The sequence below is a fragment of the Flavobacteriales bacterium genome, assembly GCA_021739695.1.
Lineage (GTDB): Bacteria > Bacteroidota > Bacteroidia > UBA10329 > UBA10329 > UBA10329.
In genome coordinates, this window is record JAIPBM010000042.1 from 1 (window position 1) to 25,409 (window position 25,409).

General features: G+C 45.2%; 29 protein-coding genes. 7 read left to right on the plus strand and 22 right to left on the minus strand.

Annotated elements, in window-relative coordinates:
- Positions 1–200 precede the first annotated feature (200 nt).
- From K9J17_17585 to K9J17_17600, 4 genes are all read right to left on the minus strand, one after another.
- Positions 201–689, minus strand: a complete 489-nt coding sequence (locus K9J17_17585) for a hypothetical protein (protein MCF8278544.1) — start codon at positions 687–689, stop codon at positions 201–203.
- 351 nt (positions 690–1,040) lie between these two features.
- Positions 1,041–1,586 (minus strand): hypothetical protein, encoded by a 546-nt coding sequence (locus K9J17_17590; protein ID MCF8278545.1) that lies wholly within the window; start codon positions 1,584–1,586, stop codon positions 1,041–1,043.
- The gene (locus K9J17_17595; GenBank protein ID MCF8278546.1) at positions 1,586–1,987 is read right to left on the minus strand and encodes a hypothetical protein; all 402 of its coding nucleotides are present in this window, start codon (positions 1,985–1,987) and stop codon (positions 1,586–1,588) included. Before K9J17_17595 ends, K9J17_17590 begins: the two co-directional genes overlap by 1 nt.
- A gap of 123 nt (positions 1,988–2,110) precedes the next feature.
- Positions 2,111–2,731 carry a hypothetical protein gene (locus K9J17_17600; protein MCF8278547.1) on the minus strand — a complete coding sequence of 207 codons (621 nt, stop codon included), beginning with the start codon at positions 2,729–2,731 and terminating at the stop codon, positions 2,111–2,113.
- A gap of 417 nt (positions 2,732–3,148) precedes the next feature.
- Here K9J17_17600 and K9J17_17605 point away from each other — a divergent pair, with 417 nt between their 5' ends.
- Both K9J17_17605 and K9J17_17610 read left to right on the plus strand, forming a co-directional pair.
- Positions 3,149–3,454, plus strand: a complete 306-nt coding sequence (locus K9J17_17605) for a hypothetical protein (GenBank protein MCF8278548.1) — start codon at positions 3,149–3,151, stop codon at positions 3,452–3,454.
- Between the two features lie 89 nt (positions 3,455–3,543).
- Positions 3,544–4,260, plus strand: coding sequence for a fibronectin type III domain-containing protein (locus K9J17_17610; GenBank protein ID MCF8278549.1), 717 nt, complete (start codon positions 3,544–3,546; stop codon positions 4,258–4,260).
- A 167-nt stretch (positions 4,261–4,427) separates the two neighbouring features.
- On the opposite strand, the gene K9J17_17615 is transcribed toward K9J17_17610, so the two are convergent.
- From K9J17_17615 to K9J17_17655, 9 genes are all read right to left on the minus strand, one after another.
- The gene (locus K9J17_17615) at positions 4,428–4,682 is read right to left on the minus strand and encodes a hypothetical protein (protein ID MCF8278550.1); all 255 of its coding nucleotides are present in this window, start codon (positions 4,680–4,682) and stop codon (positions 4,428–4,430) included.
- Between the two features lie 179 nt (positions 4,683–4,861).
- Complete coding sequence (locus K9J17_17620) at positions 4,862–6,097, minus strand: GNAT family N-acetyltransferase (protein ID MCF8278551.1); 1,236 nt, start codon at positions 6,095–6,097, stop codon at positions 4,862–4,864.
- Positions 6,098–6,106: 9 nt separating this feature from the next.
- Positions 6,107–6,445: an antibiotic biosynthesis monooxygenase gene (locus K9J17_17625; protein MCF8278552.1), complete on the minus strand. Its 339-nt coding sequence runs from the start codon at positions 6,443–6,445 to the stop codon at positions 6,107–6,109.
- Positions 6,446–6,449: 4 nt separating this feature from the next.
- Entirely contained in the window at positions 6,450–6,788 is a 339-nt protein-coding gene (locus K9J17_17630) for a n-acetylglutamate synthase (protein MCF8278553.1), read from the minus strand.
- A gap of 6 nt (positions 6,789–6,794) precedes the next feature.
- Positions 6,795–7,202, minus strand: coding sequence for a GNAT family N-acetyltransferase (locus K9J17_17635; GenBank protein ID MCF8278554.1), 408 nt, complete (start codon positions 7,200–7,202; stop codon positions 6,795–6,797).
- Positions 7,189–7,707 (minus strand): GNAT family N-acetyltransferase, encoded by a 519-nt coding sequence (locus tag K9J17_17640; GenBank protein MCF8278555.1) that lies wholly within the window; start codon positions 7,705–7,707, stop codon positions 7,189–7,191. Before K9J17_17640 ends, K9J17_17635 begins: the two co-directional genes overlap by 14 nt.
- 125 nt (positions 7,708–7,832) lie before the next feature.
- Complete coding sequence (locus tag K9J17_17645) at positions 7,833–9,644, minus strand: T9SS type A sorting domain-containing protein (GenBank protein MCF8278556.1); 1,812 nt, start codon at positions 9,642–9,644, stop codon at positions 7,833–7,835.
- 148 nt (positions 9,645–9,792) lie between these two features.
- Entirely contained in the window at positions 9,793–11,376 is a 1,584-nt protein-coding gene (locus K9J17_17650) for a helix-turn-helix domain-containing protein (GenBank protein MCF8278557.1), read from the minus strand.
- A 139-nt stretch (positions 11,377–11,515) separates the two neighbouring features.
- Entirely contained in the window at positions 11,516–12,040 is a 525-nt protein-coding gene (locus K9J17_17655; protein MCF8278558.1) for a GNAT family N-acetyltransferase, read from the minus strand.
- A gap of 265 nt (positions 12,041–12,305) precedes the next feature.
- On the opposite strand from K9J17_17655, the gene K9J17_17660 reads away from it, so the two are divergent.
- Positions 12,306–13,007, plus strand: a complete 702-nt coding sequence (locus tag K9J17_17660; GenBank protein ID MCF8278559.1) for a DUF1826 domain-containing protein — start codon at positions 12,306–12,308, stop codon at positions 13,005–13,007.
- Positions 13,008–13,046: 39 nt separating this feature from the next.
- Here the strand turns inward: K9J17_17660 and rluF are convergent, their stop codons facing one another.
- The 4 genes from rluF to K9J17_17680 all read right to left on the minus strand — a co-directional run bounded on the left by rluF (position 13,047) and on the right by K9J17_17680 (position 16,174).
- Complete coding sequence (gene rluF / locus K9J17_17665; GenBank protein ID MCF8278560.1) at positions 13,047–13,778, minus strand: 23S rRNA pseudouridine(2604) synthase RluF; 732 nt, start codon at positions 13,776–13,778, stop codon at positions 13,047–13,049.
- A gap of 138 nt (positions 13,779–13,916) precedes the next feature.
- On the minus strand, positions 13,917–14,675 hold the full coding sequence (locus tag K9J17_17670; protein MCF8278561.1) for an RluA family pseudouridine synthase: 759 nt from the start codon (positions 14,673–14,675) through the stop codon (positions 13,917–13,919).
- Positions 14,676–14,783: 108 nt separating this feature from the next.
- Complete coding sequence (locus K9J17_17675) at positions 14,784–15,743, minus strand: metal-dependent hydrolase (GenBank protein MCF8278562.1); 960 nt, start codon at positions 15,741–15,743, stop codon at positions 14,784–14,786.
- Between the two features lie 26 nt (positions 15,744–15,769).
- Positions 15,770–16,174 (minus strand): DUF2007 domain-containing protein, encoded by a 405-nt coding sequence (locus K9J17_17680; protein ID MCF8278563.1) that lies wholly within the window; start codon positions 16,172–16,174, stop codon positions 15,770–15,772.
- Positions 16,175–16,331: 157 nt separating this feature from the next.
- Here K9J17_17680 and K9J17_17685 point away from each other — a divergent pair, with 157 nt between their 5' ends.
- The 3 genes from K9J17_17685 to K9J17_17695 are packed head-to-tail and all read left to right on the plus strand — an operon-like array spanning position 16,332 to position 19,690.
- The gene (locus K9J17_17685) at positions 16,332–17,129 is read left to right on the plus strand and encodes a hypothetical protein (protein MCF8278564.1); all 798 of its coding nucleotides are present in this window, start codon (positions 16,332–16,334) and stop codon (positions 17,127–17,129) included.
- Positions 17,130–17,186: 57 nt separating this feature from the next.
- The gene (locus K9J17_17690) at positions 17,187–18,041 is read left to right on the plus strand and encodes a redoxin domain-containing protein (GenBank protein ID MCF8278565.1); all 855 of its coding nucleotides are present in this window, start codon (positions 17,187–17,189) and stop codon (positions 18,039–18,041) included.
- On the plus strand, positions 18,038–19,690 hold the full coding sequence (locus tag K9J17_17695; protein ID MCF8278566.1) for an alpha/beta hydrolase: 1,653 nt from the start codon (positions 18,038–18,040) through the stop codon (positions 19,688–19,690). Before K9J17_17690 ends, K9J17_17695 begins: the two co-directional genes overlap by 4 nt.
- Here the strand turns inward: K9J17_17695 and K9J17_17700 are convergent.
- Complete coding sequence (locus K9J17_17700; protein ID MCF8278567.1) at positions 19,674–20,177, minus strand: hypothetical protein; 504 nt, start codon at positions 20,175–20,177, stop codon at positions 19,674–19,676. The genes K9J17_17695 and K9J17_17700 overlap by 17 nt on opposite strands.
- Before the next feature lie 165 nt (positions 20,178–20,342).
- Here K9J17_17700 and K9J17_17705 point away from each other — a divergent pair, with 165 nt between their 5' ends.
- Positions 20,343–20,810 (plus strand): MarR family transcriptional regulator, encoded by a 468-nt coding sequence (locus K9J17_17705; GenBank protein MCF8278568.1) that lies wholly within the window; start codon positions 20,343–20,345, stop codon positions 20,808–20,810.
- Between the two features lie 33 nt (positions 20,811–20,843).
- Here the strand turns inward: K9J17_17705 and K9J17_17710 are convergent, their stop codons facing one another.
- From K9J17_17710 to K9J17_17725, 4 genes are all read right to left on the minus strand, one after another.
- Positions 20,844–22,499 carry a T9SS type A sorting domain-containing protein gene (locus K9J17_17710; GenBank protein MCF8278569.1) on the minus strand — a complete coding sequence of 552 codons (1,656 nt, stop codon included), beginning with the start codon at positions 22,497–22,499 and terminating at the stop codon, positions 20,844–20,846.
- Between the two features lie 89 nt (positions 22,500–22,588).
- Positions 22,589–23,743: an alpha-hydroxy-acid oxidizing protein gene (locus K9J17_17715; GenBank protein MCF8278570.1), complete on the minus strand. Its 1,155-nt coding sequence runs from the start codon at positions 23,741–23,743 to the stop codon at positions 22,589–22,591.
- 112 nt (positions 23,744–23,855) lie between these two features.
- A complete protein-coding gene (locus K9J17_17720) occupies positions 23,856–24,386 on the minus strand; it encodes a DUF2306 domain-containing protein (GenBank protein MCF8278571.1) in 531 nt (176 codons plus the stop codon).
- Positions 24,387–24,637: 251 nt separating this feature from the next.
- Positions 24,638–25,045 carry a hypothetical protein gene (locus tag K9J17_17725; GenBank protein MCF8278572.1) on the minus strand — a complete coding sequence of 136 codons (408 nt, stop codon included), beginning with the start codon at positions 25,043–25,045 and terminating at the stop codon, positions 24,638–24,640.
- Between the last annotated feature and the right edge of the window lie 364 nt (positions 25,046–25,409).

The following is a 25,409-nucleotide window of genomic DNA, read 5'->3' on the forward strand; positions in this document are numbered from 1 at the left end:
TGACCGCTTTACGTTCTTTTCTTTCATCTTAGAAACCTCTTCGTTTTCAATTTACAGCCGTACTTTCAGACAACACTAAAAATGTTCTCCAACGTTTTACAACTATGAAAATAGGGCTTTAATACCTGCGTCCTTTCGCCATGCACGGACAGCGCAGAATGAAACTGAGACTGACTGACGTACGGTCGCACGCATTAGGTTTAGTGGATGTTGTGGTTAGTTTTTTCTTTTATACTCTTCAAAATTGTCGTTTCAAACCGAGTTTTCAGAGGCGTATTCTTCCACCACCAAAAACTGTCGTTGACTGTTTCCCAGTTTCCAAGTGTCAGACCATGATTTACAGCGTCATAGGCAAATGAAGTTGTCGTTTTCGATGCTGGTCGTGTCCAAGTATGGATGATTTGATTATTGTCTTTGTCGTAAAAGTAAATGTCATACCAATGGTCAGATGGTTCTTTTCTTCCGTCAACTAGTTCATACTGTCCAAGCTTGGGAACTTTCAAATGTGGATTTTCTTCTTTGAATTCCTCAATGATTTCAATGAGTTCATTTTCAGGAATGTCAAACTCATAGATTTCAGCCCTTGGATAGCTTCCTGGTGCGAAAGACCACGCGAAATAGTAAAACGCAAAAACTGTCGTCAGGGAAATTGAAATACCTATGAATACATTTCGAGCTGATACCAGCATCACAGTTGCACTTTAAGTATCTATTTGTTTTTTGTCAAATGCTTATAAATCTGGCTGATTATGTACCCGCCTATAAGCAAGATTAAAGAAATTGAAAACGCTAATTTGTTTCCAGACATTGATAAGCTAGAAAGTATCGATAAGACCGTCATTAACGTAAACGCAATACCCATTTTGACATAAAAAGACGCGTTACTCATGATTGGTCTTATGGTGCGCTGAAGTCTGTTTTAAAATTAACCACAACGTTTTACAACTATGAAAATAGGGCTTTAACACCTTCGTCCTTTCGCCCGAAAGTGAAAACTGCAAACCGTGATGAACTTGCGGCAACCGCTTCACGCCCTATTTTTATAGTTGATGTTGTAATGTGTTGTTTCTTTCTTCTTTCAGTTCTTCAAGTGCCTGAATTGCTTCGGGAACAAGCTTAGTTTTCAAACGCCTGTCAATTTCACTGTCAGGTAGCTTTTCAAATGTCCGTTTAAAACCAGCTTTTCGAGCGTTGAACCCTTCTAGATTTTCTTCTTCGGTCTTATCCATTCCCAATAAGCGATGAATGGCTGCCGGAATGCGTGAATTGTAAACTGAAGAAAACAGGATTAGCGCCACAAAAGGAATTATATGGAATTGGAGTATTCCAATACCAAAACTGATGTTAACTGTCGAGAAACCTATTAGCCCGAAAGTTCCAATAATGAGTATGAAAGCCATTGAGTAGCGATACCAACTAGCATTCAGAAAAAACAGAATGAAACAAACCACGAGCAGGGTAAGACCAACGTAAGCCTGCGGCTCAAATATGTAATCAGTTGTCGCAACTTGAATAGCTGAAGCAATTCCGACAAGACTTAGAAAGCCAAGCGGAATGAATTCCTTTAAGTCAAATTTTGCTTTCACTATTGAGCGTTGAAATTGAAGGTTTTCATCTTTTCATTTCGAACTATCCAGATGCCCTTTTTCCGTATGACATTGACTTGTATTTCCGAATAATCAAAGTCCGAATTCGGAGTTGCATTTTCGGCTAATTCGTCAGCTAACTTTTTAGCCTTGTCGTATAGTTCAAGTTGATTTTCGAACGAACTGTTGAACGAAATTGAATTGACGATTTCACAGAGCATAAAAGTTCTGTCTTCTGTTGTTCTACCGTCAGTTTCAGTTGTCTCATGGTTGTATGTCACAGAGACTTTTTCGGCTTCGTACTTGGTCGCAAAACTTTGCTCAAACACCGTCATGTCAACTGTGTCAGAAGAACAGGAAACGAAGAGCAGAAATGGAAGGATAAAAGTGAGCTGTTTCATAGCGCTTTACAATACATTACAACGGTCACCGCTAAAGATAATGCGTTAGAAACTGCCGTCCTTTCGCCATGCGCAGACAGCGCAGAACGAAGCTGAGACTGACTGACGCACCGTCACAAGCATTTATTTTAGCGGTTGTTGTAGCATGTTTTTATTTGAATTCGCCAATTGGGCTATACCGTTTGAAATACTGTAAAAATCATCTTTACCGTATCGGCTACTAATCTTGACACTATGATATTTGTTTCTTGTGCACGGGTTCGACTCGACACGATATACTTCGATTGAATGAATAGTTCCATCCAACACCATTGGTTCCTCAACGAGCATCGACCAAAAGCATCTTTCATTTAATTCTTTGTTCAGCGCATTCCAATTTTCAGTTGATACAGCAATGGTGTCATGAGTAAAGGCACTTATATCGGGGATTCGGTAATCGTCATACTTTAAATATTCAGATAAAACCAATTGGGCGCCTCGATTACTTTGGGTCAAAGAGTAAACATGGACAACAGAGTCAGGCCAGTCCGAGACGACAAGCATTCTTATTGCATTCGTTTGATTACTTCTTAGGTCTTTGAGACCAACTTCTCCGAACAAACCATTGTCCCAATTTTGATTCGTGAGTAGACTGTCGTTGTATACGTCCATCTCATCGTTTAGTGTGCAGTTACAAGTTTCTTGTCCAGAACAGCCCACCAAGAGGAAGAGTGCGGGTAAAACCCATATTAGCAGAGGCTTCATTTAAATATGCTACAACTAGTTGCTATGATAAATTCCACTACTGCAATTTATCATATCCGCCTTTGCCTAAGCACGAATTCTTTTCATATCCCTCCGAAATGGAGTGCTATAGGTAATTCTTGCTGTAGGCTCCGTTGTTTTTATATCCCCAATACTACAAACTCCTTCCATCATTTCCAACACCCAACCACACTAGGTCATTCCATTCTCATCCTTCGATACGATTTTGCCCAAAAGCAAAATCACTCAGGATGACCGTGCTAGCTGAAAGAGCAGGGGCGAGGCCTTGCCTAAGGAGCGCAGCCAAAAAGCAAGCTTAAAAAATGGATGGGCATATTAATCTACCGAAAAAGCAAGCTTAAAAAATGGCTGGGCATGTTAATCTAGCGAAAAAGCAAGCTTAAAAAATGGCTGGACATGTTAATCTACCGAAAAAGAATGCTTGAAAAATGGCTGGACATGTTAATCTACCGAAAAAGAAGGCATGAAAAATGGCTGGACATGTTAATCCACGGAAAAAGAAGGCTTGAAAATAGTGGTGTTAGCGCGAAAAATGGCCCCATAGCAGCGCGAAAAAATGCCGTTTTTGGGCGTTTTCGGCACTTGATGAAGTTGCAAAAAACAAGGTTTAGACGGGATTTTTGCTGGAAAAATGAAAATTCACTGAAAAAATATTGGGGCTATTTTGAACTTAAAAATGAAATTATTTTGCATTTTCAGTAAAAAAAATCACTCAGCAAGGTATCATGTAAGAAAAAATACATGTTATCTTTGGGGTGCCCGTTTCTACCACTGCACAACCCGTAAATGCGATGAGCTATTACAAAGCAGTGTTCAACTTCAATCGTACGATTGAGGATAAAGCTCCAGAGGAGCGCGACATCCATTCAAAGATGTATAATCTAGCCCTATTTGGCGACCCACCCATTCCGTATGCCGATTTTCTGCTGGCCATCAACGAGCAGCAAGTAGCGGTAGATAATGCCCAGAACGGAGGTAGGTCGCAGATTGCCCTGATGCGCACCAAAGAGCGCATAGTGGATGATATGGTGCGAAAGTTTCGGAATTATGTGAGCGATGTGGCCGATGGCGACACGGACATCATTCTGAGTTCAGGATTCAGGCACACGAAAGCACGGTCCAGTGCTGGCGATATGCCTAAGGTAGAAGCTGTAAGGAGATTGAATACGGAAATTTCGGCTGCGCTTAAGTTGAGATGGAAACGCGTAAAAAATGTTGGTTTTTATGAAGTGGATGTGCGCTTGATAGAACCACTGAAAACCTCGCCTGGGCCTATACCTGTGCCTCCCATTCCTCCCATTCCTCCCATTTCTGGTGGCGGAGACACTGGTAGGGGAACGGGTTCTGATATCGTGGAAGAGCGGCCTTGGGTCACCAGAGCTACCAAGCCTGCCAACATAGAGATCAAGGATCTGAAACCACTTTCGCAATACGAAGTGCGCGTGCGCGCCAAAGGCACCAAAGGTTATGGTGGCTACTCGGATGTGGTGATCATGATAGTTACTTAACAATGAGAGCTGCGACTCTTTAACCCGTAGGGGTAGAGACGGCAGTCGCTAGCTTCGCACCCTATCCCGCCATCTAGGGATAGGGTGTTTTTTTTTAAACGGCTGCCACTGAGCTGCTCAGTCCTTTTCCCTTAGATCGACAATAGGGTAGAAGCGAAAAGGCTACTTTAGCTTGCGGCAAAACGCAAGATGCTAAGCGCTATTATCTCATACTTAATTCCTCGATAGTCCTCATGTTGGTAGATGTAGTTGGCGCTGAGAATCACGTTCAGCGAGTAACGAGTTTTCGAGATCTGCTTCATACGCTTCTTAGAGTAGTGGTCTGGATGCGTGTGTGTGAAGGATTTCAGTACCAAACCGGCCAAGATCAATGTAACAGGACTGCAACCTTTGAAATACCATGAGGTCAGGGTACGTGCCAATGGGGCCAAGGGCTTTGGCGGCTACTCAGACATTGTGGTAATGGAGGTTACCTGAAAGTAAAGGCTGCGGTTTATGTCTAACCGGTAGTGTAGGATGTATTTCGCCCGCAGCGTAAGCGCCCCATCTTGCTTAGGCAGGGTGGGGTGTTTTTTTGAAGGGAGATATGGGTTTCAGATACCTACGCGTTGTGATTAAGGTCTTTCTCCAAACAGAAAAACGGAAGCTCCCGTTCAGGAAAATGCACATTGCCTCTGTAGGTGTATCCTCGCTTTTTGTAGAGTTCCAGCGATTTTTTGTTCTGGCTGTACGTGTCTAGTCGGATAGCGGTAAAACCGTTTTCTGCTGCGTTGTTCTCCGCAAAATCCATCAGGTCGGTGGCATATCCTCGGCCTTGGTACGTTGGGTCTATGGCAAGCCGATGAATGACCAACACCTTGGAGCTATCGAACTTCCAATCCACCTCCTTGTATTCCGGTTCTTGGTCTTGGCTTAGCACAATGGCGCCAAGTATTCGGTTGCTGCATTTGAGCAAGAACATCGAGCCGTGCTTGATATCGTTCTCAATAATGCTACGGGTAGGGTAGTTGTCTGTCCATTGATGGATGCCCTTGCGTTGCATTTCGTTCTTCGCATTCTGGTAAATAGCGAACAACGCATCGAGGTCAGCCAATGCTGCTTTGGTAATTTCCCAACGGTGTGCCTTGGCCGTTTCGGTAATGGTATCGTAAATGATAAAGCCTTGTTCTGTATGGTCAAGTTGCGCCAATAGGCCACCGTCTTTGCCCCAAACCGCGCTTTGCCCAGCGCTTATGAAGTTGTCGCTTTCACCAACGGCATTGGCCATGAGAATGGGTGTGTTGTAGGTTTTAGAAAGCTCAGAAAAATGCTTGACAGCTTTCTCTACACCGCTTTCTGATTTGGCTACGCTGGTAATGTAGATTTTGCCTCTTTGTTCTTTGGCGCTGATGAAATGCTCTAGCTGAAGCGTTTCGTAGCAGATACCGAAACCGATGTTGGTTCCTGCTATGTTAAAGCAGGACCTATTCTTGGCACCAACGAAGTAGGGGAGTTCGTCTGTATGCAGCAACTGCTTCGAATAAATGGTTCTTTCCTGCTTAGCTTGAAAGAAGAGCATGCTGATGTGCAGACCATTTGCTGCCTTGGTAGGCGCTCCAAGGGCAACGGTTATTCCGTGGCTATCGGCCAGTTCCTGAAATGGTTGGAAAATGCTATCGTCCGTGTCAGTTACAAACTGCTGGGCAAGTGTAGGTTCGTAATTGGTAATGGAGAGTTCTGGAAAGACAATGAGTTGGCTACCATGTTCAACGGCCTCTTCAACGAAGTTGAGGTGGTTTCTGATGTTCCTCTCAACGTGGCCTTTAACAGAACGGGTCTGTGCAATGCAGATTCTCATCTTTGGTTCTTACCAACGTGTTTGGTCAGACTTCTCATCGAATGCATAATCGCGTTCAACTTTGGCAATCCGCGTTTTATAGCATTCGTACCATTTTTTCTTCCCTTCATTTTGTGCAACGCTGTGTTCGGCATTTTCTTTCCAGGCTTTAATGGAATCGAGGTCTTTCCAGTACGAAACGGTAATTCCGAGTTCGTTTCTGGCGCTTTCAACACCAAGAAATCCTTTTTGATCGGATGCCAGTTCAACCATTCGTTGGGCCATTTCAGAATAGTCTTCAACGTTTTCTGTGTTCACAGAACTGAAGATAACTGCGTAGTAGGGTGGTTTAGGAGTATCTGCAATCATTGTTTTATTTCTCTTCAATTATGGATTCTCCTTTGGAACAATCGCCCGATGTCCACTGCCAGCGTTCGTGCAAACGGATCTTTCCGTTTTCGAGGATTTCGGGTTCGGAGCGGCAGATTCCTGTCATCAATTCGCCTTGCTGGTTTACCTGATGGTAACGCATGTCTATGTTTCCGTTCTCATCTACCACACCGAGCAGATGGCCTGTTCTGATCTTGCCACCCGCGTATGCTGATGTGAGAATATTGCCCACCTGGCGGTAAACGAACGTGGTTTCTGCTGAGGTTTCTCCGTTCTCTGAATTGGATATCGGACAGAAGACTTTGCCATCGTAGTTGATCATATCCTTTCAGATCAGGTCTTCAACATTATTCAGAACGTAGCACTGTTCCCAATGCGTCATGCCTATTTTGGGGTAGTAATTCACGGCCTTGGGTGCCGAGAGAAGGATGAGTTTGGCCTTGGGTGTGGCCTCCTTTGTCAACCGTATCAGTTCTTTGCCTATTCCTGTTTTCTGATGGTTTGTATCAACGGCCAGATCGGAGAGATACGTGCAGTAATGGAAATCGGTCAAAGAGCGGGCAATGCCTATCAAGCGCCCATCTTTGCGGGCTGTAGCTATCAGGTTGGCATGTGCCAACATGTTGGTCAAGGTCTCTTCGTTATCTATCGGGCGTCTTTCTCCCAAGGTTGAGTTTACCAGCACTGCTCTGAACTCGTCCAGTGTAACGGAATCGTGTATGCTATAATGGATCATGGTGTTCGGTTTTCAGTTCTAAAAGATAGATCCAGTATTTCTTATCATATCTTTTCAGGGTTCTTACTGCTGTAAAGCCAAAACCTTCGTAAATATGGCGGGCTGCGTTCATAAATTCCGAAGTATGTAGCGCAACATATTCTTCTCCCGTAGTTCTGGCAAGGTCTATACACATTTGCGTCAGTTTCTTGGCAACACCTTTTCCTTCAAATTTGGGATGAACCGCAACCATTCTGATGTAGCTCCATTGCTTTTCGAACATGTTGGTTGGATTTCCACTTGGAACAAGAAACGCCATTCCAATAATATCCTGATCGCATTCGCAGAGAAAGCATGTTGAAGTACTCATCAGGTACGTGAAATTCTCTGGATCTGACATGAAAGAATGATACTTCTTCCAGTTATCGGTTGTCATAGCAAATTGATGTTGGCTGTATGCCAAGATTCCCAATGCTTGTAAGGCAGCCGTATCTTCTTTAGTTCCGTTTCTGTATGCTAGCTTCATTCAGCCATCCTTAATTGTTGGGGTAAGTAAAGGTTTAAGAAGATCGGAAAGTAGTACACCGAAAAAAAAGACCCCGCAGACCCCTAAAGCTCCACGAGGTCTTCACCACCTACAAACCACCTTGTTTACTTTTTCATCAATCTTTTAGTGGCAATGCCTTTTGCCGTTTGTACTCGTAGTAGGTAAACACCTGACTCAAGCTCAGAAACATCAATGCGGTTGTTTGCGCCAGAGTAAGCACGCACAGTTTTACCTGTAATGTCAATCAGCGCAATTGATTCTATGATCTCATCCGATTCAATCGTTAGCTCCTCACTTACCGGGTTAGGGTAGGTGCGCAGGTTAATGGCCGCAGCCGCTTCGTTGATACCCACACCTTGGTTAGAAATGGTGATAACAGCATCTCCAGTTACCCCAGAGCCATCGTTGGCTGTGGCAGTAACGGTAACGGTTCCGTTAGAAATGGCCGTAAGAATACCGGCAGCATCAATGCTTGCAGAGCCTGTTCCGTTGGTCACGCTCCAAGTATAAGTGGCATCAGCGGCAAACGATGGTAATACAGTAGCTTCCATTTGTAGGGTGCCTCCGTTAGTAGTAATGGTAGATGCTCCGCCTTGTCCTTGAACTGTAATGGAGCTAACCCAGAACGAACCTTCTATTCTCCAAAGTTCTCTTCCATATGTATCATCGCTAGCTCCCAAATAGACGTGGTCTTCTAAAGCAATGAAGCCATACGGTTCAGAGTCTCCCGATCCAGGGTTGATGTCTACGAGTGTGGCAGTTGTTCCATCATATTTCCAAAGTTCAATACCATTTGTTCCATCAAACGCAGAGAAATAGAGATCGGTGCCAACTGCAGTAAGTCTATCTGCATCAGAACCTGAGATCCCAGGATAAATATCCTGTACCAGACTTGCTGTTATTCCATCGTACTTCCAAAGTTCCCAACCGTACGTATCGTTCTCTCCAACAAAATAAATGCTAGAACCGAGAACGGTAAATTGCTCAGCATCGGCACTTCCATTCGGATTGATATCGATCAGCGTTGCTGTGGTTCCATCATACTTCCATAGCTCCCAGCCGCTTACATCGTTTCTACCTCCGAAATAAAGGTCGTTTCCGAGCGATACGAGATCATAGGGCGATCCACCGATGGGGCCGGGATATAGATCTACAACCATAGTAGCAGTTGCTCCATTATAGCTCCATAGCTCTCTTCCATTGGTGCCATCATCCGCTCTAAAATAAAGTGTTGAATTGTGGACGTACAGATTATCAGGATTTCCACTTATAGCTCCCGGATAGATGTCCTGTATCAAAGTGGCTGTGGTTCCATCATATTTCCAAAGTTCTATACCGTTTGTTCCGTCATTGGCAGAAAAATAAAGGTCGCTGCCAAATACTGTCAGGTTACTGGGATATGAATTTTCTATTCCCGGGTTAATGTCCTGAACCAATGTGGCCGTTGTTCCATCATATTTCCAGAGTTCATACCCATTTACTCCGTCATCTGCCACGAAATAAAGATCTGAACCAAGTATTGTCAGACCATATGGAACAGAACCACCACTTCCCGGATTGATGTCTTGTACCATCGTAGTGGTTGTTCCGTCATATTTCCAGAGTTCATACCCATTTGTTCCATCTTGAGCTCTAAAATAAAGAGCGCCATCAAATACTGTTAATTCAGTAGGATAAGAATGTGCGCTTCCCGGGTTAATGTCCATAACGAGAGAAGCAGTTGTTCCATCGGTTTTCCAAAGCTCAATACCATTTGTTCCGTCATTGGCTTCGAAAAAGATCTCTGAGCCAAATTTTGTCATCCGATCAGGAACAGCATCTGCTAATCCTGGATTGATGTCTTGAACCAGTGTTTGTGCATTTGCTCCCAGACCAATAGCTGTTAACGTAAGAAGGCTTAGTACAAGTTTTTTCATTCTTCTCTGTTTTTGTGGGGTTTTATAAAGGTTTTCTTTACTGACACAAAAATCAGGAATGGCCATACTGAAACGTTGGTTCTGAACTTGAAATCCGTTTCAATTAGGCTAATTGAAACAAGTTTGTTCGTGAAAAAGGGAGTGCGAGTTAGCCCTTGGAAAGGAAATCGGTAGGAGTGATTCCCTTGTACTTTTTAAAGGCACGGTAAAAGGTGCTCTTGCTTTTGAAACCAACCTCGGCCGTGATGGCCTCAATGGTCAGATTCTTATTGTCTCGCAAAAGCGATAAAGAAGCTTCCACACGTTTGGAATTGATCAGATCGTAGAACGTGGTATCCATTTTCTGATTGAGCACCAAGGATATCTTATATGCTGGAATGTTGATCAACTCGGCCAATTTGGATAATGAAAGGTCTGAATTGGTATAATGGGCATTCTCTTCCAACTCGTTTAGAATGATGGCTTCAATTTCGGCCATTTCATCCACTGATAATGTGATCTTCGACTTGGTTTCTCCTGTTGTGGAACCTTCGATTTCAACTGCTTCTGAAGTGGTTTCTAAGGGAACATTGGCAAATTTCTCTTCCAGCAACTTGGTGAGCGCTGCCAGTTCTTTCCTGTTCTGCGACACTTCGTTCTCCAATTCAAAGCTTTTCCTGATGTTTCCTCTAATAACAAGCGCAATGAAATACGTGAAGCCCGCAAACTCTGTAATGGTACCGATCTTGAAGTAGGAGAAAGGATCGCCAGGAAGCATGGTGGTATGGCTGTCTATAAGACCCAAGGCTACGAACACGATAAGAAGTGAGTAGGCGACCATATAGTACTTGGCCTGTAGTGACCTCTTTCTAAGTGACATGAATATCATAATGATAACCACCACAACCCACACAAAGCCGAACAGGTTTTCGGCTTGATGCAAATGGCTGATGGAAGTGTTGAAGAAGGCTAGCTGATAAACAGTGGTGGCACTCAGAAACACAACCATGGCAATGTTCAAGTTTCTATAGAACTTCGGGTGCGTGAGTTTGAATTCCAAGAACCGAGAAGTGAACATGACCACGGAAAGAATCCAGATTCGAATACTTAGAAACATGAGGTGGTCCACCCATACAATAGAAAGCCCTGATCCATAAAGTTCACCTTCAACAAAAAGGTAGAACATGCAGCTGGCAAGAATGTAAAAAGCGTAGAAATAGTAGATGTTGTTCTTCAATAGACTCCAGTGAAAGACGTTGATCAACAACAGCACTCCAATGGCAGCGTAGTAGATTAGATTGAATATGGTGCTTTGATGAACAATGGATTGGTACGCGTCCAACTTCATCAGACTAGGCGTGGCTTGCAGAATACGTCCATCGCTGGTGGTGGCAATGAAAAACGTGGCCTTTTCGTTAGGCGCCAGACTTACCCTGAAGTTGGGTTTGGGGTTGTTGAAACTCCTGTGGTCATCAAACTCTGTATTTACGTTTTCCGTTACGGTCTGGAGCGAATTGCTCAAGGTATCCAACTTGTAGAATCGGTAGTTTCTGTTGATCAGATCATTCATCATCACGATGTATGATTCATATTCCTTACCGTTGGTGATGTTCAGTTTTACCCAAACAGTTCCTTCGTAAAACCCGAGGTCCAAATTTGCTGGACCATTGAAATCAATCTGCTCAAAATCTGGAAGTTCTTGCGTTACATCTATGGCCGTTTCAAAGGAATAATCCACCTCAGGCGTGCTCACCTGAGAACAGGAAGAGAGCAAAAACAGGATAAATGCCTGGATAATAAGCAGGTATGGATTCGTATTCTTCAAATTGAATTGCTCGTGCTTAACGCTGTTTGACTTTATGCACCTTCGAAAAGTAGGGTTTTACCGGCTGTCATTTGAAATTATTCGTAGACCAGTCAGCAAGTTGTAATTTGTAAAGCCAGTATTGATTGCCGTATAACGGTGCCAATTCACGCACCTTTTCAAACCCAATGCCTTCATAGATATACATTGCAGGATGCATGAATTCGGATGTGTGCAACGCTACCACACTTTCGTTAGTCTCTTTTGCAAGGTCAACGCATAATCGGGTCAGTTTTTTGCCAATGCCGTTGCCACGGAATGCGGGATTTACACCCACCATTCTAATGTAGCTCCATTGGGTGTCGAATATCTCGGTGGGGTTTCCATGAGGCAGGAGGAAAGCCATTCCAACGAGTTCGCCATCGGCCTCGCAAACAAAACAGGTGGCCTTCAAAAGCAGGTCTGAGTAAGCGTTGGATGCACTTAGAAACGAATGCATTACAGCCCAATTATCTGCAGTCAAAACCTCCTTGAATACTCCATAAGAAGTCAGACCTAGCTTTCGTAGTTTCTCCTCGTCTATGAGCGTTCCAATTCTATAGTTTAAGGTCATTTTTTGCAGAACTACGGTAGTGTGGCACAACTTGCATTCGTGTGCTAGTGGGGATAAAGATCGGTTATAAACTGATTATGTTCAACTTCACGAAAGTCGAGAAGAGCGAGCCTTGATCGGGCGAGATGGTAATTGACTGCCTGCAGCAAGCAGTAAGCTTAGAATCGAGATTCTACACGGCTACATCGAAAAGGCTAATTTAGCTTGCGGCAAAACGCAAGATGCTAAGCGCTATTATCTAATTCTTAATTCCTCGATAGTCCTCATGTTGGTAGATGTAGTTGGCGCTGAGAATCACGTTCAGCGAGTAACGAGTTTTCGAGACCTTGTATCCACACCTTTTGATGGAGAACTGAATGCCGCCTGTTGGACACGAAATCTGATCGGTGATTTTTCGGAGATCGTTCATAAGCTACAGCCTTCGGAAAATATGGCGGTACTGGAAGCAGCGGAGCTTCGCGAATTGAAGTTGAGCGAACAAGGGCAACTTGCGCGCAAGATCCTACTGCAAGACCTGAAGCTGTTGACAGCGCATGGTGCATCGCCAACGCTTAATCTTATCAAGTACTACGAGCGAGATGATGCCTTTCCGTTCTTCCCGACCGATGTGTATTCCTTTCATGTAGATCGCTCTCCGATTCCGGTCGATACCTTTTTGTGTACTTACCATGGCGATGCGAGTGACATACTACCGAATGCACAGGCCGAGCAAAAGATCTTGGTGCCCGAAATACGTGCGGAGCTCAGAAAACGATATGATGGGGCAGAGGATGGCTTCGAATCCTTCTTAACAGAACATTTCTTCGACCTTCACTATCAGGCCAAAGCTGCGGCACGGCCTATCAATTTAGGCCTTGGTCACCTATGGCGCTTGGCAGTTGATCATCCAGAAAGTAAGGTTCTGCCATGTATCCATCGTGCACCGGAGGAAAGAACGGGCCAGACCCGTTTATTGATGATCTGTTAAATCTGTTGTATAGATACAGCAGTTAGTAGCTTGTAGCAACTAGTCGTTTGTTTTAGCAGAATCTGAAACCATTTGGTTGATCTCTGCCAATTCCTCCTTGGTCAGGTCGCGCCATTCTCCTGAAGGCATGTCCAGTTTTACATTCATGATACGGGTACGCTTGAGGTTTACCACGCGGTAACCGAGGAACTCACACATCCTTCGGATCTGTCGGTTCAAACCTTGCGTAAGCACAATTCGGAATCGGAACTTGGTGATCTGTTCCACCTCGCATTCTTTGGTGACGGTGTCTAGAATAGGCACACCTTCGCTCATCTGTTGGATGAATTCCTTTGTGATGGGCTTGTTCACATTCACGAGGTATTCCTTCTCGTGGTTGTTTCGGGCGCGGAGGATCTTGTTCACGATATCGCCATCATTGGTAAGGAAAATGAGGCCTTCGCTCATCTTATCCAACCTTCCGATCGGGAAAATGCGTGTGGGGTAATTGATGAAATCGATGATGTTGTCGGGTTCCACGCCCACATCGGTGGTACATACAATGCCTTCGGGTTTGTTGAAGGCGATGTAAACGGGTCTTTCGGTTGGTTCTGAAATCAGTTTCCCGTCCACACGCACCACGTCACCAACTGAAATTTTCGTTCCCATTTCGGGTTTCAGTCCGTTAATGGTTACACGGCCTTCTTCAATGAGTTTATCTGCCGCTCTGCGCGAGCAGTAACCTGCTTCGCTCAGAAATTTATTGATACGTGTCTGTTGTCCTTCTTCCACTTTACATTTTATAGCCGCAGATTCACGGATAAGCACGGATAAATCCGTGTTTGATCTGTGAAAATCAGTGCATCTGTGGCAGATTCATGTTTTCAAAGAATCCATTCATCCTTTCAGCAAAGGTAGGATTGCCGTGCGCTACGGAAATATCTTCTTGAACTTTTTAGGCAGCGGGGCTTCCACGGCCAAGGGTTCATTTGCAAATGGATGCACGAACGAAAGCGATTTCGAATGAAGATAGAGTCCTTTTCCGTTTAGGATGAGTCCTTCCATACCGTAATCCCGATCTCCCAGAATGGGATGGCCGATGCTTGCCAAGTGTATGCGCAATTGGTGGCGTCTTCCTGTTTTGGGGTTCAGTTTTACCAAGTTGAGATGGTCGAAGCGTTCGGAAGCCACCGTTTCCAAGACCTTGAATTCAGATTCAGATGCTTTGCCGTCAATGTCGGAACGGATGATTCCTGAACCAGGCATTTCGCCAATACAAACAGCCATGTAGCTTTTGGCAATTTCTCGCGCAGCAAACATCCGATTGAGTTCCACTACGGCTGCATTTGTCTTTCCAATAAGCAAGGCACCACTTGTGGGATAATCCAATCGGTGGATGGGTTCGGGATACTTCAGTGCATCGGCATGTGTGCTTGGTTTGAGCTTGGAGGTAAGGGCGTTTTCCAAGGTCCATTTACGATTGCCACTCACTTCAATCCCTGCAGGTTTATTGACCACTGCCAAGAAATCATCCTCAAACAGCACATCCAACTTCAGGTCAATGCTCGGGCGATTCATTGCAGATTCATCCAAGTGCAGTTCAATCACTTCAGCACCTACAAGGAAATCGCCAGTAGAAGCCACCTTCCCATTGAGAAGCACCAATCCTTTGTCGATGGCCTTTTTCATTCCCTTGCGAGAAGGAATCGTTCGGAAGATGCCACCTGCGTAATCGGAGAGACGTACTTTTTCTGGAAGAACAGGAACAGTATGTGATTCAGATTTCGCCACCAAAAATCACTTCATGCTACCGTAGCCGTAATCGTATCCGCCCTCTGCATTATGGATGAATTCAAAGAATCCTTTGGTAGGTGCTGGCGGATTTCGGTCGAGCACCATGCCACGCATATCTACCTGTAGGTTGTAAATGCGAATGGTATCGCCATTTGCTTCGGCTGTGTAAAATCCCTTCGCAAACCAGCGCATGGTTTCAGCCACTTCGGGTTCAAGCTTATCGAGCAACGAATCATTCTGTGGAAAGAACTGAAAGGAATCAATCGAAGAGCCCAGCAAGGAATATGGCTTTATGTAAATGCCACCATCAGCGCTTGCTACTCCATACCAATTCATGCTGGCCACGCCAACGGGCATGGTTAGCAACAATTCAGCTTGAATGTCTTGATCGGCAAGCTCCGCTTTCAGCCGTGCGTTCATCTCCATTTTAACTGCGAATGTGAATACGAGGTAGGCACTACTGAGTATCAATCCAATGGCGTTCCAACGGAACATCTTCGGTTTCATTCGGGGGATAAAAAGACCACCCAAGGTGCCAATTAGGAGCGGAAGCGTGTAGGTGGGGTCAACCACATTCACAATATCGAGTCCGAGTCGTACATCAGAAAAAGGCAAGAAGAGCTGTGTGCCGTAGGAAGTGCAGTAATCGAGTAAGGCATGCGTAACCAGACACAAGGCATTGAACCACCACAGTCGCAAGAATGAGATGGAGCTAAATAGTTTGGTCCGCTGAAGGATCAAGGAGAGAAGTACAGCCCCAAAAACGCCAAAAAGCAACGAATGACTGATGCCACGATGGATGCGCAGCATGTCGTACGAATTGTAGAACACGCGTAGAAGCACATCCAGGTCGGGAATGGTGGCAACCAATGCGCCTGCTATCGCAGCCTTCGGCCCGATGCGCTTTCCTAATGTTGCCTGACCGATGGCGGCACCTAATGCGGCCTGTGTTATACTGTCCACTTATGTAGCTGGCACTTTAAGTGCGTTTATGACCATTTCGTTTGGCAGGTTTTACAATAGTTTTCGCGCTTTGCAAAAGGAAATAAAAGGTTTTCGAAAAACGATTGCTTGTAAATGTAGATGTCTTCAGATTCACATGATGGACATTCATCAAGCGTCTTTTCATATTTCTGACCATTCACAACAATCACATCGCCTAACTGAGTACCAGAATTGTTCGCCTCGATCTCGGCCACCAAAGCCCTAGCTCGCTCTTCGTCTTCTTCTCTTACTTGTAGTTTGATGCCGCCTATGGCGTTGGAAACGAGTGGGTCGATGGCAACCGTTTTCTGGTCTTTCAGAAAATACTCGATTCCTTCTGCTTCGAATTTCGGTTCGTATAGAATCGTTTCGTGATCGTAGAAGAAGGTTTTGATGGTGATTAAATTCATGTCAAGAGCTTAGGATTGATTGGCAAACAGTGCCACAGTAGTCGGACACCTGCATCGGTTCACCCAAAATAGGAACAATATGTGACTCTTTACCTTGCGTTGTTCACCGATGATCCGAAGCTATCGAAAAACATCCGCCTTGCTTTACTTTAGCCGCATGAGATTACTCGTAGCCGTTCTGCTTATTTCCACTTCAACCATGGCACAGAAACTTACCGTTACAGCACATCGTGGAGCTTCGGGCTATGCACCCGAGAACACGCTTTCGGCAGTGAAAAAAGCCTTGGAAATTGGTGTGGACCGAATTGAAATTGACGTGCAGCAGAGTTCAGATGGAATCGTAGTGGTACTGCACGATAAGACTTTGGATAGGACCACCAATGCCACTGGGAAAGTGGGAGAGAAGCCATGGGTCGAATTGAAGGAAGTGAAGGCTTACGGCAAGTTTGAGGCGGAATTTCCAAATGAGCCGCTTCCTACTTTGGAGCAGGTGTTTGAACTGATGGATGGAAACACGCAGTTCGTCATTGAGATAAAAGCAGGCCGCAAAACCTATCCCGGAATTGAGGATAACGTGGCCAAACTCATCAAGAAATACAAGGCAGAGAAATGGGCATTGGTGCACAGTTTCAACGACCGTGTACTGAAGTACCTGCATGAGAATTACCCAGAGATCCGACTTCAGAAATTGTTCGTTTCGTATTCAGGTGGTGTAATGCTCGATTTCAAATTACATGCGGTCAAGCTGTCGAAATACGATTATGTGGAAGCATTCGGAATCAGCTTGTCTTCGGCAAAAAGGAAACTGGTGGAGAAGATTCATGGAATGGGCAAGCAGGTGCATGTTTGGACGGTGAACAAGGACGAGGACATGGCCATGATGATGGAGATCGGTGTGGACGGAATCATCAGCAATTATCCAGATAAAGTAAAACAGCTGATCGGGAAGAAGTGATTTGCAATTCGTTGATCGTCTTTCGCTAATCCTTTTCTTCCCATTACATTTGAATTCATGAGCGAAGCGCTAGAGAATCGATTGAAGTCCATATTTCTGGTAGTGCTGGTTGCCTATTCGGTAATTGTCACAGGCCTTGGTATTTACTTGCTTAGTAATGGGGCAGACCGCAGCCTTTGGTTGGGTGTTACCGTTTCTGGAGCCACCATTGCCATCTACTTTGCACGGCTTTATCTCACGCGGATTCCGCGCACTTCGCCAGGTCTGATGGGATTCAGCATTTCCATTTTTGGGGCCACCATGTACTCGATCTTTCAGAGTTACAATCAGCAAGTGGCTTCTTATGCACCCATTTTGGGCATGATCTGTCTTGCAGGATGGGCTGCCTATGTAGCGTGGTATTCTGATCTGGGCGATAGAAGCAAAGAGAAGATCAAGGAAGGGAAGAAGCTTCCTAAAATTGACCTGGAAGATTATGATGGCAACAAACTGAGTTCAGAAGACTGGAAAGGGCAGAAGCGCTTGGTCATCTTCTACCGTGGAAATTGGTGCCCGATCTGCACCGCACAAGTGAAAGAACTCAACGACTTTAAAGCACAATTTGATGAATTGGGAGTGAAGATCACGCTCATTAGCCCGCAGTCGCACCAAAAGAGTAAGAACCATGCAAAACGTGTGGGAATGGATTTCGACTTCTTGGTAGATGTGGAAAATCGCGCAGCAACGACCTTGGGAATTCTGCAAGAGAATGGTCTGCCGACAGGATTTGAAGTGCTTGGATACGCAAGCGATGTGCCGAAACCAACCACCTTTGTGTTGGACGAAAACGGGAAGGTGATCTTTGCCGATCTTACTACCAACTATCGCCTTCGAACGAGACCAGAAGACATTTTATCAGCATTGAAAGGATGAAAAAATACGCCAGCTTTTCCATTATCATCCTTGCCTTTTCATGGCAGGCCATTGCTCAGAACTGTAGTTCTGAAAGATATTTAAGTAATATATTCCAATCATCTGTTTCACAGGATGTTGTGTTTGGTAATGCGCCAGCCGTTACGACCGTTTATGTGGCAGAGAACGTGACGGTAAATCAATCCATGACCATGGATATTTTCTTTCCAGTGGGAGATGCATTGCCGAAACGTCCGCTGGTGATGTTGGCTTATGGAGGAGGCTTTCTAGTGGGTTCGAAAGAAGACGAAGATGTGTGGGCAAGCTGCGATAGTCTGGCCAAGAAAGGCTATGTAACGGCCAGCATCAACTACCGAATGAATATGAACATTGCCGATCCTTCCAGTGCCATTCGCGCCATTTATCGTGCGGCACAGGATTACAGTGCGGCCATCCGATACTTGAAGGAGTTTTCCGATTCTTACGGCATCGACACGAATTATGTGTTTGTTGGTGGGGTAAGTGCAGGCGGTTTTTCGGCCATGCATGCGGTTTTTATGGATGATAATGAGCGGCCTTCAGCCACGTTCCAATCGGGGATTCTGGGTTCAAGTCCAGATCTTGGTTGCATCCATTGCGCAGGGAACAGTTACCAGCATACAACCAACGTTCGTGGCATCATCAATCTGTGGGGCGCTGTGCTCGACACGACCTACATCCAACAGAATGAGATTGTGCCTATGACGCTGTTCCACGGAACGGACGATCTGATCGTTCCTTACGATTATGGTTTTCCCTTTACAGCGCTGTTTCTAATGCCTGAGGTCTTCGGTTCCTTCAATGTGAGCGCAAGGGTGAATCATTTGGGAGGAAATGCTGAGTTGAACACCTACGCAACCGGCCACAACATTTGGGGTGTGAACGTAGCGAATCAACTGGTTGGCGGACCAACGGAGTATTGGAACCCGATTACGGATAGCATCATCTCGTTCCTATACGAGAACATTCGGCCAGCACAACCACTGCTTGCTGTTGATGCGCCTATGTGTTCATCTGATACAGTGTTTATCAACATCACAAACATGCCAGCAAACGGACGTGCTTGCTGGAGCGTTGAATTGGGAGATGTGGTTTGGGCCAATTCAGATTCATCGACCATTGGTGTCATTTGGCAGAATGCGGGGAACTACCAAGTTGCTGTTCTGGTGAGTAACCACTTGGATGCTGTTTCCATTCCAACTACCATTCAAGTACAGGTTTCAGAAACGCCTTACGTGGAAGTTGAAGCGGCAGGAGGTGTGCTGCAAGCCTCTGCCATGTATCCGCAGTATCAATGGTATTTGAATGGTGTTGCCGTTCCGGGCGAAGATCAATCGACCATCGAACCAAGTGCTTTTGGCCTTTATACGGTAGAAGCCATCACGGCCGATGGTTGTTCGTTCATCTCAGAACCTTATCTGATGGTTGGAATAGAGGAAGCTGCGACAATGGGAAGCATTGCATCTGTCCGAATCTTTGATGCCCTAGGAAGGGAAGTGGCGGCCTTTAATTCGTACGCCACATTTTTGAATTGGAAGCCAAATACGCCTCAATTGATGTTCGTCCAATTTTTCGCTGCGGATGGTGCGATGATCGGAACTAAGAAGCAATTGGCTACAGATCCTTTTTGATCAACTTCGCTTCATCCGTATTGTAGAAGAAGCTCAGCTTCATGTACTTCTGGAAGAATTCGCGCATTGATTTCGAATTGTCGAACTGCTCGTCAATGTTGTTGGTCACCTCATACATGTTCATCTGCACGCCCGGAAACACATCTAAGCGGTAGATCAGAAATTCTCTGGTTCCCGATTCTTGAAGATTCATGAAAAGGATGGATTCCAATCGGGTGGTGTGCCCAACGTATTGCTTCAAGGCATAATCTTTCTCGTCCTCGTTGTATTGATAATGATCTACATCGTAGTGAACCGAATCGCGCATGGCAATGGTGTAGTATTCCGGGTTTTCCTTGTCCACCTGCGAATCTGGAATCCACTTACCGATCAGTTCCTTATCCACTTTTTCCTTCGCATCATCCAAGGCAACCTGCGATTTATACGGACAGCCCCAAAGCACAATGGCCATTAGCGCAATTGACGTGTAGCGTAGCATGTTTTTCATCCCTTTCAGTTTGGCGCAAGTTACCTATTTACCTATGTTGACCAAAGACAGTGAATTGATGGCGCTATCTTTTTATTATTGCAACATTAAACCACAACCACGATTCAGGTACTTCAAAAAGTACATTTGAATTGACCGATAAACGGAAAATCCCTGCTTCCAACGATGGATGAATTTTTGCGCATTGCCGACCAAATGGTCATTTACAAACTGAGAACCTCGTGGCTTCAGATATCCAAGCTTTACAACGAAATGGCCTTGGAGCACGATAGCACCGTAAGCATGGCGTTCGTACTACTGGCCATTGACGAAGAGGAGGGAACACCCGTTACCAAAATTGCCCCTCGCATGGGAATGGAGCCCAACAGTTTGAGTCGATTGCTGAAGTCGATGGAGGAGAAGAAGTTCATTTCAAGAAAACGGGATGAAGTGGATAAACGCATGGCCTACGTGTACCTGACCAAGAAAGGAAAGGAGAAACGTGAGGTAGCGATGAAAGCCGTTTACCGCTTGGAACGCGCCATTGTGAATCAGATTGATGAAGCAAAATTGAAAGCATTCTTCGATGTGGCCAATCAAATTCCAGGTGCTATTGATGAGTTCAAACAAAAAATGGCGTCCTACGATTCGTAGAACGCCATTTTAAAGGCCAGTGGAACAGCGTGCTTATCGTTTCACGATTCGCTTAGCGCTGATACCTTCTTTTGTAGTGATCTTTAGAACGTAGGTTCCTGCGTTCAGGTCAGAGATATCAATTCTGTTGTTAGATGGAGTTGGTCTCAATACAACTTCTCCCAAGATGTTCAACACATCTACCGATAGAACCGAGTTGGTCTGTACATCAATGGTCAGTGTTCCTGTAGTTGGAATTGGATAAACTGGAAGCTCACGCGCAGCTCTTATCTCCGAAACAGCATCTGGTTGAGCGCCATACACCAAATTCAATTTTGGAGCCTTTGATGGGTCTGAAGCATTGTTGAAAGTGATGCTTCCACCTGTGAATCCTGGAACGGAGATCTTGAACTGAACGTGCTCAGCGCTGCTGATATTGGCAATCATCTCAGCTGTAAGGTCCAGACGCAACCAATGACCATCTTCAGCATTGTTGTTGAATGATCCGTGTTTGCAAGGTTCGCCAGCGGCAACACCAGTAGCCACGTAATCCACTGCTTCCACATCTGCTGTTGCGCCAAATGTTCCGTTTATCATCGTTACCTGAACCTCATTGGTAGCAATCGGGTTTGTGCCCGTAATGCTTTCTCTTCGAAGGAAGATGCTGGCGCCTGCCAAGGTGGTATCGGCCATTCCTTGTGTGTTGAATGAAAGCACAGCTGCTACTTCGTTTCCGCTTTCTTCACCTAAGGTGATGGCAGACGATACGTCTCCGGCAGATGATACGGAACCGTCCATATTCCCACCTTCAGAAACCATGTAGAAATCATCCATGAAATACGTTTGGTAGAATTGTTCTGCCTGGTAGGTGAACATGGTCAGGTATGCTTCTGGCGAAAGGTGGAAGCAATCGGTGAAGATGCCTGCATACAGACGCATGGTTTCGATCGGAGATGGGTAATCTGGGAAACCCAAAGGCATTGGTGCATCAAATGGTTGGTATGTTCCACCCGGTGCAACTCCCAAAGGTGTTTGTTGCCCATACACATGTTGAAGAATGGCCTGCGCACGAACGAAATCAACCTGTGGGTCAGAATCCGTGTATGCTGCTACAGAATCAGAAAAATTGTTCAGAACCGTGTTCAGTTGAATGTAATTCGGTTGTCCCATACCATCCCACGTGCCGTAGAACGGGTGAGAGGATTGAAAAGGAGCAATTCCTTCAATTACTTCTTCAAAGTTGGGATAAGCATATCCAGCCCAGAAAACACGCATACCCGGACGGGTTCCTTTCAGAAAGGTGATCACTTGCTCCAATCGAGCAGCAACTTCTTGCTCCAAGCTGTCTGTTTCGTGCTGAGACCAAGACACATTCCATGTTCCGAGTACATCATTTCCACCAATGCTGAGGTGAACGATGTCTATCTCCGGATTGGCATCAATCAAGGCTTGAATCGCATCTTGCTTGGCTTGACCAAGAAAATCGTCCGTTTCTGCACCGTTCTCTGCAATGGTCACGTTAGAAACGAATTTCTTGTCTGAGTGACCTACTATCCGCAGACCTTCGGTGATGGTCTGGTCTGCATTCTCGAAAGAAGCCCAGCTATCACCAACCAATAGCACACGATTGTGCGGTACTTCAACACATTGGCTGAATACGCTACCAGCGCTAGCGCCAGCCAACAACATAAGAGTAAAAATTCTTTTCATTAGGGGAATTGAGTTTAATTTGACGCTGAAATTAACGATAATGTAATACAGGACAGCAACTGGAATCTTAAGAGATACAGTTGTGTCAATCAGTGTACATGCCTTTTTACGTAGCTCGCATCCAGTTCGGATAACGAAGGGCAGCCGATCAGCTTCATTACACGTTCCATTTCATCCCTCAGAATGTCGTAAGTACGTGTTACGCCTGCTTCGCCACCAGCAGCCAATCCATAGAGGTAGGCTCTGCCTATAAGACATGCACTTGCTCCTAATGCCATGGCCTTTATCACATCCGATCCGCGCTGAATGCCACCATCAATGATCACTTCCACATTTGGTCCTACGGCTTTTACCACCTCAGGCAATAGATCAAAACCAGCTGGCGCCCCGTCCAATTGGCGGCCACCGTGGTTAGACAGGATGATGCCCGAAGCACCCATTTCGGCAGCCAGCACGGCATCTGCCACGCTTTGAATGCCTTTCAGCATGAACTTGCCATTCCATTGTTCCTGCATTTCTTTCGCATCGGCCCAGCTCACATCCGCCCGGAACTGACTATTGACGGTCTCAACCACTTTCAAGGCTTCGGCACCATGGGGCAGATGCTCAACCATATTGGCCATGCGCATTTTCGGTTTGGTCAAGAAATGGAACAGCCATTCGGGTTTGCTCAAAGCCGAAAGGGCCGTATTCTTCTTCAGTACGCCCGGGCGTCCATGTCCGTTTTTCAGGTCGCGTTCGCGTTTGCCTAACGATGCCAGGTCTACCGCCAACATCAATCCTTGATAATCGGACTGTTTGCAACGCTCAATGAAATCGAACACCATTTTCTTGTCGTGCCACGCATAGATCTGAAAGAACAAGGGGCCATTCGATTCCTTGGCCACATCTTCGATGGATGTGGTGGAAACCGTACTGAGCGAATAGGCAGTTCCTGCCTTGTGTGTTGCCCTGACCACGGCCTTTTCGCCTTCCCAATGAAAGAGCCGCGACATGCCAGTAGGAGCGGAGATGATGGGCAATTTCAGATCAACTCCTTGCACGGTGATGCTCAGGTCGATGGTGCTTACATCGCGCAGCACACGCGGAACGAATTCATACTTCGAGAAAGCATTGCGGTTCCAATTGGCAGTCAGTTCATCTTCGGCCGATCCTTCAATGTAATCGAACATCACCGAAGGCAATTTTTCGATGGCCAGTTGACGCAGGTCGGCAATGGAAAAGCACTCATCTAATTTTGACATGGCCGAAATTTACTTGAAAAAACAGCTATTGCTACTAGGTTCTAGGTATTAGGACTTAGCTCTTAGCTATTGGCTATTAGGACTTAGGTTAGGGCTTTGAGCTTGAACTTTTTCAGGTAAGTCCTAGTCTTCTGTACTGCATACTGATCACTTTACTGATGACAAACGCGAACAAAAACGCAAAGAAGAAGCCTTCAATTGTTCCTATCCAAAAAGTATTGGCTCCAAATGAAAATAGAAATTGATTTAAGCTTGGAGTTCTTGCAAGCAGTTCAGCACAGAAGGCAGCCCATAGTCCCAATGAGGCTCCGACCATCCCAGCTATGTGCTGCTTTAATTTCTTTGTTCTCTCCATCTTCACTAGAAAGGGTCTTATTCCAAAGAACAAGGACAGTAACGAGAACGGAATGAGGAAATGAAATGGTCCGAACATCATTCCCATTTCATGAATAAAGAGTGCGGATATATTTACGGTGATGAGTGTCGGGATGAAAATGTATCCTGAAACTTTATGAACCCTAGACCCAGGTTTCAAGAATAAGATCCCTAAGCCCAGTATCAACCCGAGCGTAGCGGAAATAAAATGCATAAGACCTGAAACACTGTGAGAGGTGAGCCAATGTTGGTTTAAATATTCACTCATATCAGCCTATTTTATCGTTTCTGTTCTATAACCATGAAAATAGGGTTTTAGCTTACAAAGACCTACGAGGTTTCTAAAACCTAGTAGGTCTTGCAATCGGAAGATCAGTCAGAGACTGATCGTACTTCGTTCCATACGAGTCGTCACATTCGACACGCTCAGTGCATCACCTTCGGAAGACTTGCGCGGGCGGGGGCAGACAGCGCAGAACGAAGCTGAGACTAACTGACGTACAGTTGCACGCATTAGGTTTAGCGGTTGTTGGCGTGTCGTTGTTTCATTTTATTCCACTCAGTTTCCTTGATAAGAAAGTCTTCAAACATGTCAATAGCTTCTGTTGCCTGACACTCTTCGTTCCAATTGTCAACGCTATTGTCTTTATAGCTGAATTTTACTTTTTGCGTCAATTGGTCGTATTCAATTCGTAAGGTTTTTGAGTAATCAATTCTTCCGTCAGAAGGCAGTGAGATTAGAAGATTATACAATGAAGTCCCAACGTAGAGACTTTTTGAATAGCCCTGCTCGACAATGTGTCGAATTAGAAATCTAAGTGGTCTTAGTTTCATTCCTTGTTCGTCAATCAACTTGTCGAACATCGTCAATGTCTGCAACCACTTATCGTTCAATTGTTCTGCTGTCGTTACCTTTCCTTCGGTCATTTTTACAATGCACGCCAACGTTTTACTGCTATGAAAATAGGGCTTTAATTCCTTCGACCTTTCGCCCGAAACTGAACTTGGTAGAAACAACTGAGCTTGCGTACCTGTCGTCACGCCCTGTTTTTATAGTAGACCTAAGCTTGCACTCGTATTAGTTTTAAAGTATAAACAGAAGGAACGAAAGAGTGGAAGAAGATCCAAATAGCAGAAGGGCGGTCGAAGCCCGTCCTAAGCTTGCACTCGTATTAGTTTTAAAGTATAAACAGAAGGAACGAAAGAGTGGAAGAAGATCCAAATAGCAGAAGGGCGGTCGAAGCCCGTCAACACAGATGATCCCCACTCTTTTACTGCTTTGAGCATGTTC

Coding starts and splice junctions, on each gene's coding strand:
- K9J17_17585 (MCF8278544.1), bottom strand. CDS start 689: ATGCTGGTATCAGCTCGAAATGTATTCATAGGTATTTCAATTTCCCTG.
- K9J17_17595 (MCF8278546.1), bottom strand. CDS start 1,987: ATGAAACAGCTCACTTTTATCCTTCCATTTCTGCTCTTCGTTTCCTGT.
- K9J17_17600 (MCF8278547.1), bottom strand. CDS start 2,731: ATGAAGCCTCTGCTAATATGGGTTTTACCCGCACTCTTCCTCTTGGTG.
- K9J17_17605 (MCF8278548.1), top strand. CDS start 3,149: ATGTTAATCTACCGAAAAAGAATGCTTGAAAAATGGCTGGACATGTTA.
- K9J17_17610 (MCF8278549.1), top strand. CDS start 3,544: ATGAGCTATTACAAAGCAGTGTTCAACTTCAATCGTACGATTGAGGAT.
- K9J17_17620 (MCF8278551.1), bottom strand. CDS start 6,097: ATGAGAATCTGCATTGCACAGACCCGTTCTGTTAAAGGCCACGTTGAG.
- K9J17_17625 (MCF8278552.1), bottom strand. CDS start 6,445: ATGATTGCAGATACTCCTAAACCACCCTACTACGCAGTTATCTTCAGT.
- K9J17_17630 (MCF8278553.1), bottom strand. CDS start 6,788: ATGATCAACTACGATGGCAAAGTCTTCTGTCCGATATCCAATTCAGAG.
- K9J17_17635 (MCF8278554.1), bottom strand. CDS start 7,202: ATGATCCATTATAGCATACACGATTCCGTTACACTGGACGAGTTCAGA.
- K9J17_17640 (MCF8278555.1), bottom strand. CDS start 7,707: ATGAAGCTAGCATACAGAAACGGAACTAAAGAAGATACGGCTGCCTTA.
- K9J17_17645 (MCF8278556.1), bottom strand. CDS start 9,644: ATGAAAAAACTTGTACTAAGCCTTCTTACGTTAACAGCTATTGGTCTG.
- K9J17_17655 (MCF8278558.1), bottom strand. CDS start 12,040: ATGACCTTAAACTATAGAATTGGAACGCTCATAGACGAGGAGAAACTA.
- K9J17_17660 (MCF8278559.1), top strand. CDS start 12,306: ATGTTGGTAGATGTAGTTGGCGCTGAGAATCACGTTCAGCGAGTAACG.
- K9J17_17670 (MCF8278561.1), bottom strand. CDS start 14,675: ATGAAAAAGGCCATCGACAAAGGATTGGTGCTTCTCAATGGGAAGGTG.
- K9J17_17680 (MCF8278563.1), bottom strand. CDS start 16,174: ATGAATTTAATCACCATCAAAACCTTCTTCTACGATCACGAAACGATT.
- K9J17_17685 (MCF8278564.1), top strand. CDS start 16,332: ATGAGATTACTCGTAGCCGTTCTGCTTATTTCCACTTCAACCATGGCA.
- K9J17_17690 (MCF8278565.1), top strand. CDS start 17,187: ATGAGCGAAGCGCTAGAGAATCGATTGAAGTCCATATTTCTGGTAGTG.
- K9J17_17695 (MCF8278566.1), top strand. CDS start 18,038: ATGAAAAAATACGCCAGCTTTTCCATTATCATCCTTGCCTTTTCATGG.
- K9J17_17700 (MCF8278567.1), bottom strand. CDS start 20,177: ATGAAAAACATGCTACGCTACACGTCAATTGCGCTAATGGCCATTGTG.
- K9J17_17705 (MCF8278568.1), top strand. CDS start 20,343: ATGGATGAATTTTTGCGCATTGCCGACCAAATGGTCATTTACAAACTG.
- K9J17_17710 (MCF8278569.1), bottom strand. CDS start 22,499: ATGAAAAGAATTTTTACTCTTATGTTGTTGGCTGGCGCTAGCGCTGGT.
- K9J17_17715 (MCF8278570.1), bottom strand. CDS start 23,743: ATGTCAAAATTAGATGAGTGCTTTTCCATTGCCGACCTGCGTCAACTG.
- K9J17_17720 (MCF8278571.1), bottom strand. CDS start 24,386: ATGAGTGAATATTTAAACCAACATTGGCTCACCTCTCACAGTGTTTCA.
- K9J17_17725 (MCF8278572.1), bottom strand. CDS start 25,045: ATGACCGAAGGAAAGGTAACGACAGCAGAACAATTGAACGATAAGTGG.